The sequence below is a fragment of the Bacillus sp. 005/A4HT-01/001 genome, from assembly GCF_004634445.1.
Taxonomy (GTDB): domain Bacteria; phylum Bacillota; class Bacilli; order Bacillales; family Bacillaceae; genus Bacillus; species Bacillus altitudinis.
In genome coordinates, this window is record NZ_SEIZ01000002.1 from 396411 (window position 1) to 410127 (window position 13717).

Annotated in this window: 16 protein-coding genes; 14 read left to right on the forward strand and 2 right to left on the reverse strand. The window is 41.0% G+C overall.

Annotation, left to right across the window (positions count from 1 at the left end; translation table 11 throughout):
* Window positions 1–4 precede the first annotated feature (4 nt).
* The 5 genes from ES896_RS07585 to ES896_RS07605 all read left to right on the forward strand — a co-directional run bounded on the left by ES896_RS07585 (window position 5) and on the right by ES896_RS07605 (window position 5758).
* Entirely contained in the window at window positions 5–1273 is a 1269-nt protein-coding gene (locus ES896_RS07585) for a peptidase U32 family protein (RefSeq protein ID WP_017358097.1), read from the forward strand.
* A 7-nt stretch (window positions 1274–1280) separates the two neighbouring features.
* Window positions 1281–1913 (forward strand): uridine kinase, encoded by a 633-nt coding sequence (gene udk / locus ES896_RS07590; RefSeq protein WP_007501435.1) that lies wholly within the window; start codon window positions 1281–1283, stop codon window positions 1911–1913.
* Between the two features lie 848 nt (window positions 1914–2761).
* A complete protein-coding gene (greA, locus tag ES896_RS07595; RefSeq protein ID WP_007501433.1) occupies window positions 2762–3235 on the forward strand; it encodes a transcription elongation factor GreA in 474 nt (157 codons plus the stop codon).
* A gap of 50 nt (window positions 3236–3285) precedes the next feature.
* Complete coding sequence (locus ES896_RS07600) at window positions 3286–5028, forward strand: peptidoglycan D,D-transpeptidase FtsI family protein (RefSeq protein ID WP_135226662.1); 1743 nt, start codon at window positions 3286–3288, stop codon at window positions 5026–5028.
* Between the two features lie 67 nt (window positions 5029–5095).
* Window positions 5096–5758: a YrrS family protein gene (locus tag ES896_RS07605; RefSeq protein WP_007501430.1), complete on the forward strand. Its 663-nt coding sequence runs from the start codon at window positions 5096–5098 to the stop codon at window positions 5756–5758.
* 142 nt (window positions 5759–5900) lie between these two features.
* Here ES896_RS07605 and ES896_RS07610 read toward each other — a convergent pair whose 3' ends face one another.
* On the reverse strand, window positions 5901–6107 hold the full coding sequence (locus tag ES896_RS07610) for a YrzA family protein (protein ID WP_026050117.1): 207 nt from the start codon (window positions 6105–6107) through the stop codon (window positions 5901–5903).
* 187 nt (window positions 6108–6294) lie between these two features.
* On the opposite strand from ES896_RS07610, the gene ES896_RS07615 reads away from it, so the two are divergent.
* The 7 genes from ES896_RS07615 to ES896_RS20095 all read left to right on the forward strand — a co-directional run bounded on the left by ES896_RS07615 (window position 6295) and on the right by ES896_RS20095 (window position 10971).
* Complete coding sequence (locus ES896_RS07615) at window positions 6295–6936, forward strand: class I SAM-dependent DNA methyltransferase (protein ID WP_135226663.1); 642 nt, start codon at window positions 6295–6297, stop codon at window positions 6934–6936.
* Window positions 6937–6951: 15 nt separating this feature from the next.
* A complete protein-coding gene (gene mtnN, locus ES896_RS07620; protein ID WP_019743016.1) occupies window positions 6952–7647 on the forward strand; it encodes a 5'-methylthioadenosine/S-adenosylhomocysteine nucleosidase in 696 nt (231 codons plus the stop codon).
* Window positions 7648–7693: 46 nt separating this feature from the next.
* Window positions 7694–8617 carry a PLP-dependent cysteine synthase family protein gene (locus ES896_RS07625; protein WP_052320849.1) on the forward strand — a complete coding sequence of 308 codons (924 nt, stop codon included), beginning with the start codon at window positions 7694–7696 and terminating at the stop codon, window positions 8615–8617.
* A gap of 1 nt (window position 8618) precedes the next feature.
* Entirely contained in the window at window positions 8619–9767 is a 1149-nt protein-coding gene (locus ES896_RS07630; RefSeq protein WP_056705809.1) for a bifunctional cystathionine gamma-lyase/homocysteine desulfhydrase, read from the forward strand.
* A 72-nt stretch (window positions 9768–9839) separates the two neighbouring features.
* Complete coding sequence (locus ES896_RS07635; protein WP_061420905.1) at window positions 9840–10070, forward strand: YrhC family protein; 231 nt, start codon at window positions 9840–9842, stop codon at window positions 10068–10070.
* Between the two features lie 445 nt (window positions 10071–10515).
* Window positions 10516–10650 (forward strand): YrzI family small protein, encoded by a 135-nt coding sequence (locus ES896_RS07640; protein ID WP_008342648.1) that lies wholly within the window; start codon window positions 10516–10518, stop codon window positions 10648–10650.
* A 159-nt stretch (window positions 10651–10809) separates the two neighbouring features.
* The gene (locus ES896_RS20095) at window positions 10810–10971 is read left to right on the forward strand and encodes a hypothetical protein (protein WP_154666048.1); all 162 of its coding nucleotides are present in this window, start codon (window positions 10810–10812) and stop codon (window positions 10969–10971) included.
* Window positions 10972–11014: 43 nt separating this feature from the next.
* Here ES896_RS20095 and ES896_RS20525 read toward each other — a convergent pair whose 3' ends face one another.
* Complete coding sequence (locus ES896_RS20525) at window positions 11015–11140, reverse strand: YjcZ family sporulation protein (protein WP_008342643.1); 126 nt, start codon at window positions 11138–11140, stop codon at window positions 11015–11017.
* Window positions 11141–11407: 267 nt separating this feature from the next.
* On the opposite strand from ES896_RS20525, the gene ES896_RS07650 reads away from it, so the two are divergent.
* Together ES896_RS07650 and fdhA are read left to right on the forward strand one after the other, a co-directional pair.
* Window positions 11408–12010 (forward strand): class I SAM-dependent methyltransferase, encoded by a 603-nt coding sequence (locus tag ES896_RS07650; protein WP_017367683.1) that lies wholly within the window; start codon window positions 11408–11410, stop codon window positions 12008–12010.
* 428 nt (window positions 12011–12438) lie between these two features.
* The gene (gene fdhA, locus ES896_RS07655) at window positions 12439–13653 is read left to right on the forward strand and encodes a formaldehyde dehydrogenase, glutathione-independent (protein ID WP_135226664.1); all 1215 of its coding nucleotides are present in this window, start codon (window positions 12439–12441) and stop codon (window positions 13651–13653) included.
* Window positions 13654–13717 lie beyond the last annotated feature (64 nt).

Sequence of the window (13717 nt, forward strand, 5' to 3'; positions counted from 1 at the left end):
GGAAATGGCACTTTTAAAAGATGGAATTTCTGAAGTGATCGATGGAAAACGTGTCATTACAAAAAAACCAGAACTGCTAGCGCCAGCAGGAAACTTAGAAAAACTAAAAATTGCTGTGCATTATGGAGCAGACGCTGTTTTTATTGGTGGGAAAGAATTTGGACTTCGTTCAAATGCAGATAACTTTTCAATCGAAGAAATGGCAGAAGGTGTCGCATTTGCGAACAAATACGGTGCTCGCATTTATGTGACAACGAATATTTTCGCCCACAACGAAAACATGGACGGGCTGGAAGAATATCTTCAAGGGATTGAAGGAGCGGGTGTAGCGGGAATTATTGTCGCTGATCCACTCATCATCGAAACATGCAAACGAGTAGCTCCAAAACTTGAAGTTCACTTGAGCACACAGCAATCTCTTTCAAATTGGAAAGCTGTGCAGTTTTGGAAGGAAGAAGGGCTTGAGCGTGTGGTCCTTGCACGTGAAACAAGCGCTCTAGAGATTAAAGAAATGAAAGAAAAAGTGGATATTGAAATCGAAACGTTCATTCACGGGGCGATGTGTATTGCTTATTCTGGCCGCTGCGTGCTCAGTAACCATATGACAGCGAGAGATTCAAACCGCGGAGGCTGCTGCCAATCTTGCCGCTGGGATTATGATCTTTATAAACTAGAAGGCTCTGAGGAAGCGCCTTTATTCGGTGAAGAAGATGCACCATTTGCGATGAGTCCAAAAGATTTAAAATTAATCGAATCCATACCGCAAATGATCGAAATGGGAATTGACAGCTTAAAGATTGAAGGACGAATGAAGTCCATTCATTATGTAGCAACAGTTGTCAGTGTCTATCGTAAAGTCATTGATGCTTACTGTGCTGATCCAGACAATTTCGTCATTCAACAAGAATGGCTCGATGAATTAGACAAATGTGCCAACCGTGACACGGCTCCTGCCTTTTTTGAAGGTGTACCAGGAACGGATGAACAAATGTTTGGCATTCACGGAAAGAAAACGACCTTTGATTTCGTCGGACTTGTGCTTCATTATGATGAACAAGAACAAATTGTCACATTACAGCAGCGTAATTTCTTTAAAGCTGGCGACGAAGTTGAATTTTTCGGTCCAGAAATCGAAAATTTCACATGCAAGATTGAGACGATTTGGGACGAAAAAGGGAACGAACTCGATGCCGCTCGTCATCCACTGCAAATTGTGAAATTTAAGCTTGATCAAAAAGTATACCCTAGCAACATGATGAGAAAGGGGAAATAACCGGCACATGGGGAAAAAACCAGTGGTGATTGGAATCGCTGGCGGCTCGGGTTCAGGTAAAACGAGCGTCACCAATTCCATTTACGAAAAATTTAAAGGACATTCAATCCTCATGCTTCAGCAAGATTTATATTATAAAAATCAAAGTCATATGCCATTTGAAGAGCGCCTGCTGACCAATTATGATCATCCGCTTGCATTTGACAATGACCTGATGATTGAGCATGTAGAAGCGCTGCTAAAGTACGAGTCCATTGAAAAACCAATTTATGATTTTAAACTAAACACACGTTCAGAAGAGACGGTACATGTTGAGCCCAAAGATGTCATCATCGTTGAAGGAATCTTTGCTCTTGAAAATGAACGTCTAAGAAACTTAATGGATATTAAACTGTATGTGGATACAGATGCAGATCTTCGGATCATTCGCCGTATTTTACGTGATACGAAAGAAAGAGGCAGATCGATTGATTCCGTGATTGAACAATATGTATCTGTCGTCAGACCGATGCACAATCAATTCATTGAACCGTCAAAACGATACGCGGATATCATCATTCCAGAAGGTGGACAAAACCATGTGGCCATCGACTTAATGGTGACAAAAATTCAAACGATTCTTCAAAACCGCGGAGAGTAAATGGTGGAGAAGAACAAAGACCTTTACGATGTAAAGGTCTCAGCGTGTAGACAAACCCTCGCATTCTTTGTCAGTCCTGCGTGCTGGTGCTCACGAATGACAAATTCGCTCCGCGCCAGTACTCGTCCTTCCTAGACTGCAAAGGTTTTCTATCACGCTGAAAAAAGAAGACAAAGGGCTAAAATAAAGTTCATTTTAGCCCTTTGTCAACAATCTGAGACCTTTACGACGTAAAGGTCTTTTCAACATCATGCTCTTGTAGTCAATACTTTAGTAATGGCTAGTCTGAAATCATCGATGAGCATTGTAAGAAGCAGCCCCCTGAATAAAAGATTTGATATGATAGGAAAACAATGCTGCGAAATGAAAACAGGAAAATCACGATGGGATGCTGAAAGTTTCAGTTATTCCTGCTTTGTAAAAGTATATTAAAAAAATGACAAACAAATCATCACAAATTTTCAAACAATTCTTGATCAAAATGCAATTTTGTAATAATATAGCATAGACATATCGTACACTGACCATATTATGTATTGGAAGATGGAGAATGGATAAGCTATTCTTCTACATATGATCGAAATGGCCGAACGAGGTACAGGAGCTTCCTGTGCCTTTCCACAGTTTGTGCGATGAAGATAATACATCATCATGAGACCGCTGCTGTTCCTGCCTAATAAAAAGGCATAATAGTTGCATCTAAAAGGGACGCCATGTAAGATGGACTTTTACGAATATGGGACAGAAGGAATGAGGGCCGGAATATGTCCTCATTCTTGTATATTTCAGTCGTCACTCACATGCAGAAAGCTTGTATGATGAGGATTAATAGAAGGAGTGAATGATTCATGGCACAAGAGAAAGTATTTCCAATGACAGAAGAAGGAAAGCGCAAATTAGAAGAAGAGCTTGAATATTTGAAAACGGTTAAACGTAAAGAGGTTGTAGAGCGTATTAAAATCGCTAGAAGTTTTGGAGACCTCTCTGAAAACTCGGAATATGATTCTGCTAAAGAAGAGCAAGCGTTTGTAGAAGGTCGTATTACAACGCTTGATAATATGATTCGTAATGCCAAAATTATTGAAGATGAAGGTAACTCAAATATTGTTTCACTCGGTAAAACGGTGACATTCGTTGAATTACCGGACGGTGAAGAAGAGTCTTATACGATTGTAGGAAGTGCAGAAGCTGATCCGTTTGAAGGCAAAATTTCAAACGATTCACCAATTGCAAAAAGTCTTTTAGGCAAACAAGTAGACGACAAAGTCACGGTTCAAACACCTGGCGGAGAAATGTTCGTCCAAATTGTAAAAATTTCATAATTACGTTTATACGATGAACACCTCGTCCACAATAGGGACGAGGTGTTTTTATGCTGAAAACAAGAAGAATCCAATGGACAGGTGCCATTATTTTTATATTATTGCTCGGTCTTCTGTTTAGACTAGCGGAAATTCAGTTGTTTTTCACAGAATCTTTTTCAAAACTTGATATTAATTTGATCCAAGAAAGTGTCAGGCAGCGGACAGAAGAAGTAGTCATTTCAGACGGACGCGGCGAATTTTTAGATCGAAACGGCGAGGCACTTCTCACAAAGGAAGAGCCAGCGGTCATCATATTTCCATTCCTGCAATATGACCTCCCTCACTTAAAGCAAACCGCTTCTATACTTGAGATGGAAGAAGATGAATTGAAGAGCCAGCTGACAGAAACGAAGAAACCACTCATTTTAAAAGATGATATGACGAAAAAAAAGCTGAAAGACATCAATGATATGAAATATTCAGGTGTTTACGGCGTATATATGAAAGAGAAGGACAAAAAAAGACTTGCCCTCCACACATTAGGCTTCACAAGTGAGAATCCAGAACTCTTGAGAAAGCGTTATCCGGACAAAAAAGAACTTTCAATCCGCACTGAGATCGGTACATTCGGTTTGGAAAGTACATTTGACGAATTTCTATTACCAGAGCAAGACACAAAATTGTTATATCATGTGGACGGAAGGGGAAACCCTTTGTTTGGGATGGACGTCAAATATACAGCAGAAGCTCATTCGTTTTATCCGCTGCAAGTGCAGACAACTATGGACGAAGACATGCAGAGGGAAATGGAGAATGTTCTCAAAGCGCAAGGTGTTGAAAAAGGCGGAGCGGTTCTGCTCGACATTCAGAATAGCAGTGTGCTGGCGATGGCGAGTGTTCCAAATGTGACCAGCAAAAACCGGCATGAGGCAAGAAATTACATGTTGACCGCAATGGCTCCCGGTTCTGTATTTAAAACGGTCGTACTTGCCGCAGCGATTGAAAAAAACTTGAACCAGCCACAAACGATGTATGATTGTCGAAAGAATTTATATGGAGAGCCAGAAGGAAAGCAGGAAGTACTGAATCTGTCTGAAAGCTTTGCGCAAAGCTGTAATTATACATTTGCGACACTCGCTGAGCAGCTCATCCAAACAGATGATCAAAGCCTTGAAAAGACAGCTTCAAAGCTTGGGCTTGTGGATCGAGCCGGCTGGGAAGGGGATGTATACCATAAGCAACAATTCAAACAGTTTGATCGTGAAGAAACAGGCAGTGTGTGGGGAGATAAAAGAGACAAGCATGTCAAAAAAGCCATTGCGCAAACGGCGATTGGTCAAAAAAATGTCAAAACAACCCCCTTACAAATTGCCAATATGATGGCAACGATTGCAAGGGGCGGAGAACGAAAAGAAGTGAGGATTGCAGATAAAGTGATGTATCAAAACGGAACAACGATGCTATCCTTTCAAAACAAACGACCTGATGGTGACAGTATTGACCGCTATACAGCTCAAACCTTGCAAAAGTACTTAAGGCAGGTGGTGACCTCTGACAAAGGAACAGGAAGAAGATTTCAAGACCTGCCGTTCCATATAGCAGGGAAATCAGGCACTGCCCAAACCGGCAGCAAAGATAAACAGGGGAATCCACTTTATCACAAGTGGTTTGCCGGATACTTTCCGGCAGAAAAACCAAAATACGCTCTGGTTGTTGTTCACCTTGACGAGGCAAGTGGCCGGGCTAAGACAAATGAAGCGTTTTATGATATTGTAAAAAAGGTCAATGAAATTGAAAAGAAACAGACATAGAACATCCCTTCATGTCATGTTAGAATAGTAACGACTTAGGGAACAGAGGCAAAGGAGTGCAGAGATTTTGAGTAGAAATTCTCGATTTGAACATCGTGATAAGCGCAGAAAGGCGAATATGGTGCTTAACATATTAATTGGTATCGTTGTGGTGCTTATTTTGGTTGTCGCATCGAGTTTGTTAATTTTTAATAGACCACCGAAAGATGTAGCCAACGAACCATCAAAAACAGCACCTGCATCGAGTGAAAATAAACAAAACTCAGAAGAAGATGTGAAAGATCAAAAGAAAGATACATCCGATGATGCGGATGCAAAAAAAGACGATTCATCTGACAAAAAAGACGATACAAAGAAAACAGATGATGAAGAAGAGCCAAACAAAGATGCGTTAAAAGATGCCACAGAAACAGATGGCGGTAAAACAAGTGACGTAGATAAAACATATGAAAACGATAACTGGGAGCCTGTAGGAACAGAGCAATCGGGATCACATACAGCAACCTATGATGCTAACTCAAAAGACTGGAAAGAAATGATCAAAGCCATGTCCTATGCGACAGGAATCTCAGAAGACCAAATGACTGTTATTTGGTTAGGAAATAACGGAGGACCTCAAGATGCAAAAGGAACCATCCGTGATAAATCAACAGGTGAACGCTACCGTGTAGAAATTACGTGGGTGGATGAAAAAGGCTGGAAACCTGTGAAGGTTGAAAAATTAAAATAAAATAAAAAAGATGCATGCAAAAAGGCTAAAATGAACTTCATTTTAGCCTTTTTCTTCTTTTCAGCGTGATAGAAAACCTTTGCAGTCTAGGAAGGACTAGCACCGGCGCACAGACCTGATTGCCTACACGCTGATCTTTTTTTTATGAGATATTCGCTTTAAAATGAACAACTGCTGTATACAAAATCTTATCATCAATGACAGTCGTTTGATGACTCACAGAATGAACAGTCAGCAAGATCGCCTGATTATGTTCAATTTGTTTTTGGATCTTTTGTTCAAGTTCTTTTAAAGACGTTGCTTCAAAAAATTCAATTTTGTCCTTTAAAAAATCCAGTTGAAAATCCATTTCATTCATCCCTCCATGCTCTAGATTCATCATAATCTCTCCCATTCAAAAGGGCAAATATTTTTCTACCCCGCCCAGTATTTTTTAGTAGGAAAGAATCAGAAGATGTGGTAGGATAGGAACTGTTCGACGGAATAAAACATACTATACGGATAGGAATAAATAGATAAAGTGGAGGGAAAGAAAAATGGGACGTGAGTTTCTTTCTTTATTTGATCATTGGGCTGAATCTTATGATGACACTGTAAGTGGTCATGACGAGCAGTATAAAGAAGTGTTTCGCCGGTATCCGGCCATTCTAAAAGAGATTACTCGCCGTGCAGGTCAACATGTCATTGAGTTTGGAAGCGGCACAGGAAACCTAACGGCGGCACTGCTTCAAGCAGATAAGAAAGTGTTTGGCGTTGAACCTTCAGAGGCCATGAAGAAAGCGGCTCTTCAAAAAGGAATACCAAATGTATTTCATGACGGGGATTTTTTATCGTTTCCATCTCCACCTTTTGAGCCTGATACGATCGTCAGTTCATATGCTTTCCATCATTTAACGGACGACGAAAAAAAACAAGCCATCCACACCTATGGCAACATCCTTCCCTCAGGTGGTAAAATAGTCTTTGCTGATACAATGTTTCAAAATCAAGCAGCACATCAAGCTGAAACGAACAAAGCGAAAGCCGCTGGATTCGATCAGCTTGCAGAGGATTTAGAAACGGAATACTATCCATCCATAGGTGTGTTAAAGCAAATCTTTGAAGAAGAAGGTTTTAGCACATCTTTTCATCAAATGAATGATTTTGTGTGGATCGTAGAAGCGAAGAAAAGGGAATGAAAGGATGTTTTTGATTTGAAAATCGCAGTGATAGGTGCAATGGAAGAAGAAGTGACGATTTTAAGAGACCAACTAAAGAATGCCACACAAGAAAACATCGCTGGGTGTGAATTTACAACAGGTGTTTATGAAGATAAAGAAGTGATTTTATTAAAATCAGGGATTGGAAAAGTAAATGCAGCGGTCAGCACAACACTTCTGCTTGACCGCTTTCAGCCAGATTATGTGATCAATACAGGATCAGCTGGCGGTTTCCATCACTCATTAAATGTAGGTGATATTGTCATCTCTACTGATGTTAGACATCATGATGTGGACGTGACGATCTTTAATTACGAATATGGACAAGTGCCAGGATTACCAGCTGCTTTCATCGCAGATGATCAGCTTGTGAAGCTGGCAGAGGAATCTGCTTCAGAAATCGATCATATTCAAGTGGCAAAAGGAACGATTGCAACAGGAGATTCATTTATGGATGATCCTGGTCGTGTCGCGTTTGTGAGAGAGAAATTTCCAGAGCTGTATGCAGTGGAAATGGAGGCAGCTGCAGTTGCGCAAGTTTGCCATCTATTTGAAACGCCATTTGTGGTCGTTCGAGCGTTGTCAGATATTGCTGGGAAAGAATCCAATATCTCTTTTGATCAATTTCTAGAGCAAGCAGCGATTCACTCAACAGACCTTGTCCTGCGTATGATAAAGCAAACACAATAAAAGAAGGGGTTTCCCCCTTCTTTTCCATACAAAGGAAGGGATTTATATGGCTGTCATACATGATATTACGGAATTAATTGGCCACACACCGCTTTTAAAACTGTCAGGGATGGGTGTGCCGGCAGGTGTTGATGTTTATGCAAAACTTGAAATGATGAACCCAGGCGGAAGTATTAAGGATCGCTTAGGTGATATGCTGATTAAAGAAGCGCTGGCATCGGGCAAACTGCGCCCAGGCGGAACCATTATTGAAGCAACTGCAGGAAACACAGGCATCGGGCTTGCGCTAAGTGCAAGAAAACATCAATTGCATCCGATCTTCTGTGTACCAGAACATTTTAGTCAAGAGAAACAACAGCTCATGAAGGCGCTTGGTGCAGAGATTATTCATACACCAAGAAAAGATGGGATGAAGGGTGCGATTGATCGGGCCCTTGAACTAGAGGCAAGCCTTGTCAATGCGTATTGTGTCTTACAATTTAAAAACCAAGTAAATCCATTGACTTACTATAAAACGCTCGGGCCAGAAATATGGTCTGACCTCCAGGGTAACATAGACGTGTTTGTAGCAGGAGCGGGCTCTGGCGGAACGTTTCAAGGCTGTGCTGCCTATTTAAAAGAGCAAAAAGAAGCGCTAAAAACAGTGATCGTGGAACCAGAAGGATCTATTTTAAATGGCGGAAAGCCGGGGCCGCATAGAACGGAAGGAATTGGCCTTGAATTTATTCCAGATTATATGGAATCGACTTTATTTGACGAGATTTATACCGTCAGTGACGATGATGCATTCCGAATGGTGAAAGAAGCAGCTGAAAAGGAAGGTGTTCTGATCGGAAGCTCGTCTGGAGCCGCTCTATTTGCCGCTTTAGAGGAAGCGAAAAAGGCATCACCTGGGACAGTGATCGTCACCATTTTTCCTGATAGCAGTGAGCGTTATCTAAGTAAAGGTATTTATGAGGGAGGAAAATAAAATGAAGCCAAAAACAATGATGATTCATAGTGGAATCACTGGTGATGAAAAAACAGGAGCCGTGTCTGTTCCTATTTACCAAGTCAGCACCTATAAGCAGCCTAAAGCAGGCGAGCACACTGGATATGAATATTCCAGAACTGCGAATCCAACAAGAACAGCACTGGAAACAGTCGTTCGTGATCTTGAAGGCGGGGCAAACGGCTATGCATTCGGTTCAGGAATGGCTGCAATTACAGCCGTGATGATGCTGTTTAACAGCGGAGATCATATCGTACTGACTGACGACGTGTACGGCGGAACCTATCGTGTGATGACAAAGGTGCTCAACCGGATTGGCATTAAAGCCACATTTGTAGACACAAGTGATCCTGAAGCGGTGAAAAAAGCAATTTTACCAGAAACAAAAGCCGTCTATATTGAATCACCAACCAATCCATTGCTAAAAATGACCGATCTACAAGCCATAAGCCGGATCACAAAAGAAGCTGGCATCTTGATGATTGTCGATAATACGTTTTTTACCCCATATTTTCAAAAGCCGATTTCATATGGGGCTGACATTGTCTTGCACAGTGCCACAAAATATTTAGGCGGCCATAGTGATGTGGTGGGCGGACTTGTCGTGACAGCTACTGAAGAGCTTGGTGAAGAACTGCACTTTGTTCAAAACTCTACAGGCGGTATTCTTGGACCGCAAGATGCGTGGCTTCTAATGCGAGGGATGAAAACGCTCGGACTAAGAATGGAAGCACATCAACAAAACGCGCAGAAAATCGCTGAGTTTTTAGAACAGCATCCAGCGATTACACGTGTCTATTACCCAGGTTTAAGCGCTCACCCAGGTCATGAGTTTGCAAAAACTCAAGCAACAGGCTTTGGCGGAATGATTTCTTTTGATATTGGAAAAGAAGAAAATGTCGACGTGTTTTTAAGCCAATTGAAATTGTTTACAATCGCAGAAAGCCTTGGGGCGGTTGAAAGTTTAATCTCTGTTCCTGCTCGCATGACCCATGCATCCATTCCAAAAGAGCGCAGAGAAGAGCTTGGCATCACAGATGGTTTAATCCGTATTTCTGTCGGTATTGAAGATATTGATGACTTATTACATGATATTGAACAAGGGCTCGACGCAGTAACGAATGGATAGATTTACATGCCCCTCGCTTTCTCTCACTATGGTAAGCTATCAATAGACATTGATAACGGGAAGGTGAATCAAGTGAAGAAAAAGTGGGATGGTTTAGTGACAGATTACAAGCAATACGCTTTTATTTTGCTTGCTGTTAGCACCTTTTTATATATTGGTACGATTTTACCAAATCAGCACATAGAAGCATCACCAAAAATGCTGATGATGGCAGTTGATTGTGTTTTCCTATTAGCCGCTTTTCTTTGCGTGAAACGTGCGATCTTTTTTCAAAAGAAATTGCAAGAACTAGATGAAGATTAAGTCGAAAAGTCTCCTCATGTGATGAGGAGACTTTTTTTAATTGCACTGGATAATCGGACAAGAATGTCTGTAGAAATTTAGTCAAACACACAAAAATCATCTAATTTACTAAAAACAGGTTTACAAAATGGTGCTTGCTGGATATACTTACAAAGTAATTAAAAACGTAAAGGAGGCTGAAGAATATGTTATTCGTATCTACTTGTGATCAATTCAACAACCAATTTCATCATGTCATCAGCCTGTGGAAGAGCTCGTGTCCTTCCTTTACCTTTTACGGTTCACGCTACAAAACTGTTTAAGTAAACGAGGATTTCACGTATCATCCATCGCAGGTTAGAAGACACTGTCTTTTGATCTGCATTTTTGTGTGCCCGCAGGTCAACTGATAAAGAAGATCTGCGGGCTATTTCGCGTGCTGCGAACTGAAGGGAGGTGAGCGTATATGACAATCCATTTATTTTTTATTACTTTGACGATCCAACGTAAATACAAAGACATTGAAACGGTTCTTTATGAACAACAAGTCGAAACATTTTATGAAGAAATGAAGCAGAAACAACTAAAGTATATGAACTAAAAAGGACAATAAAAAGATGAAAAGGAGGAGATTGACATGTTTATGATGCTTGCAATGCTTGATTGTTATACAAGGGAGAAGGACCAGGTTTAGACACGCTCCACATTGATCACCTGCACATATGATAACCGTAAAAGGAGATTGTGAGGTGATCAATGAATGTCGATGTCACCATATATGAGGTTTCCGTCAGTGGGGCATGGGTATGCGTCTATTCCGCATTCTTTAAAGCACGGGTACGGCAATCCATACAGAATGCAAAGAGAGCAAGAAGAAATGCTCAGACGCTATATGTACAATTATCCAACCTATTGGTATTAAAGAAAAGGAGCAGGAAACGTCATCGTTTCCTGCTCCTTTTACATTAGCAAATCCAGCTTGCACCGATGATGATTAACAAAATGAACAGTACAACAAGCAATGCGAATCCGCCTGCAAAACCGCCACCGTAGCCACCGCAGTAGCCTCCAGAATAACCGCCAAAGCCCATAATCTAGCACCACCTTTATCTAATCAAGATACATTCATAAAATATGCAGCTCATGCGGAAAACGAAATCAATCTGAACACAATTAATGAAAATGCCTATTTGTTTAAATATTTTTCATGACGTGCGAAACATTTTCAGAAAAGGTGCCGTCTAATAAAAGACAAAGGAATTAGGACTAGGTCTTAACTTTTGTTAGGCGAGAGCCGATATGAAAAGTAAGAAAATTCGTAAATAGTTTTATTTACTGGTGCAAAGCAGGTGTTGACATTGATTCAAAGCTGGATTGGAAAACAAATGAGGGAACCAAAGGGCTTGTTCTCAAAATGGGTAGCCCGCTATATGGAAAAAAATCATCATAATATCAATCAATGGACGATTCAACTCTTAAATATACAAGAAAACGACCGGATTTTAGAAATTGGTACTGGAAGAGGTATGACATTATCTAAAGTAGCGGAAAAACTTGATCGAGGGAAAGTATATGGAATCGATGCTTCGCGTCATATGGTAAAATACGCGAAAAGAAAACATAAGAGGCTTGTCGAGCAGGAAAAAGCCGTTATTACACTTGGAAAAGCTGAGCAATTACCTTTTGAAGACAGATCATTCAATAAATTGTTCACAGTGCAGACCATCTATTACTTGCCAGATATCGAACAAGTTATGAAAGAGGTATATCGCGTTCTTCAAGTGGATGGAGAAGTATTCTTATCTTTTCAAAAGCAGGAACTGATGAAGGAACAAAAACGCTCACAGTCTCTTTCAACGTACAGTGAAGAAGACATCAGCTGTCTTTTTTCAGCGTATCACTTTAGAGACGTCTCTGTTTACCATTATGATACATACATCTGTATCAAAGCCTTAAAATGATGATGAAAATATTTCCCAGGTAATGAACAAGCACTCAAAAAAAGGCTCTTCGACAGAAGGGCCTTTTTTGCATGTGGGAATTGATCATTCATCAATAAAAAAGACTCTTCACAAGAAGAGTCTTTTGCATTCATTTCATATGTAGGGGCCAGCCAGGTGTGTAAGGAATGATAGTATATATAAGGAATTTGTTTGTCGATTAAGGATACCTGTCTGGCTTATTCCTTATATCGACAATGTTCTTCAAATGTTTAGCTTTTTTTTCAATATTTTCTTTTTTATTTGACTGCAAAATACATTTTTCTCTCCTGGATAGACATTTTTCATTTACTATTTGAGTCAATGTGTGATTGAAAGAAGGAAAAAGCCCGAGAAAGAGAGAACTTTGGAGAGACTTCATTTTTAAACAAAAAGGGAGGAATGAAAACATGTCGGGAAACAAAGGTGTCGTTTATAAAGGAGCAGGAAATGTAGCAGTTGAAGATATTGGATACCCTGATTTGGTTTTAAGGGATGGCCCTGGTGTACCTAAAGCCAATGTTGGACGTAAGTGTGAGCATGGCGTCATTTTAAAAGTGGTGACAACAAACATTTGCGGGAGCGACCAGCACATGGTAAGAGGGCGCACAACTGCGCCTGAAGGACTTGTCCTTGGTCATGAGATTACTGGTGAAGTCGTTGAAGTTGGACGAGATGTAGAGTTTATCCAAAAGGGTGATCTCGTATCAGTTCCATTTAATATTGCCTGTGGTCGCTGCGTCATGTGTAAGGAACAAAAAACCCATGTGTGTTTAAATGTAAACCCCGATCGACCTGGCTCAGCTTATGGATATGTAGATATGGGCGGATGGGTTGGCGGCCAATCGGAGTACGTCATGGTGCCATATGCTGATTTCCAGCTACTCAAATTTCCGGACAAAGATCAGGCGATGGAAAAAATACTTGATTTGACGATGCTTTCTGATATATTCCCGACAGGTTTTCATGGTGCTTATACGGCTGGCGTAAAGCCGGGCTCTACCGTCTATATTGCTGGTGCAGGGCCAGTAGGTCTAGCAGCAGCGCATTCCGCTCAGCTCCTTGGTGCTTCTGCTGTCATCGTCGGCGATCTCAATGAACAAAGGCTCGAGCAGGCGAGAAGCTTTGGCTGCGAAACGATTAACTTACGAAAACATGATCGAATCGGTGAACAAATGACAAATATCCTTGGAGAGCCAGAAGTCGACTGTGCGGTCGATTGTGTCGGCTTTGAAGCTTCAGGTCATGGAGATCAAGGAGAAGCACCAGCTACCGTTTTAAATACAATTATGGATATTACCAAAGTTGGCGGTAAACTTGGAATTCCAGGACTTTACGTCACAGAAGATCCAGGTGCTGTGGATGAAGATGCAAAAGTTGGATCTCTGAAAGTGCGAATTGGACTTGGCTGGGCCAAAGCCCATACCTTTGTGACAGGCCAAACCCCTGTCATGCAATATCACCGCAGCTTGATGAAATCTATTTTAAGCGGAAGAGCACAAATCGCCAAAGCCGTTAATGCAACTGTCATTTCCCTAGATCAAGCCCCTAAAGGATATAGCGATTTTGATTCGGGTGTGGCGAAGAAATTTGTGATTGACCCGCATGGGATGCTTTCTCGATAAATTTTTAACATGAAAGGAGCCGCTCAATAAAATGGGACGGCTCTTTATTGTGGAAAATCCAGTC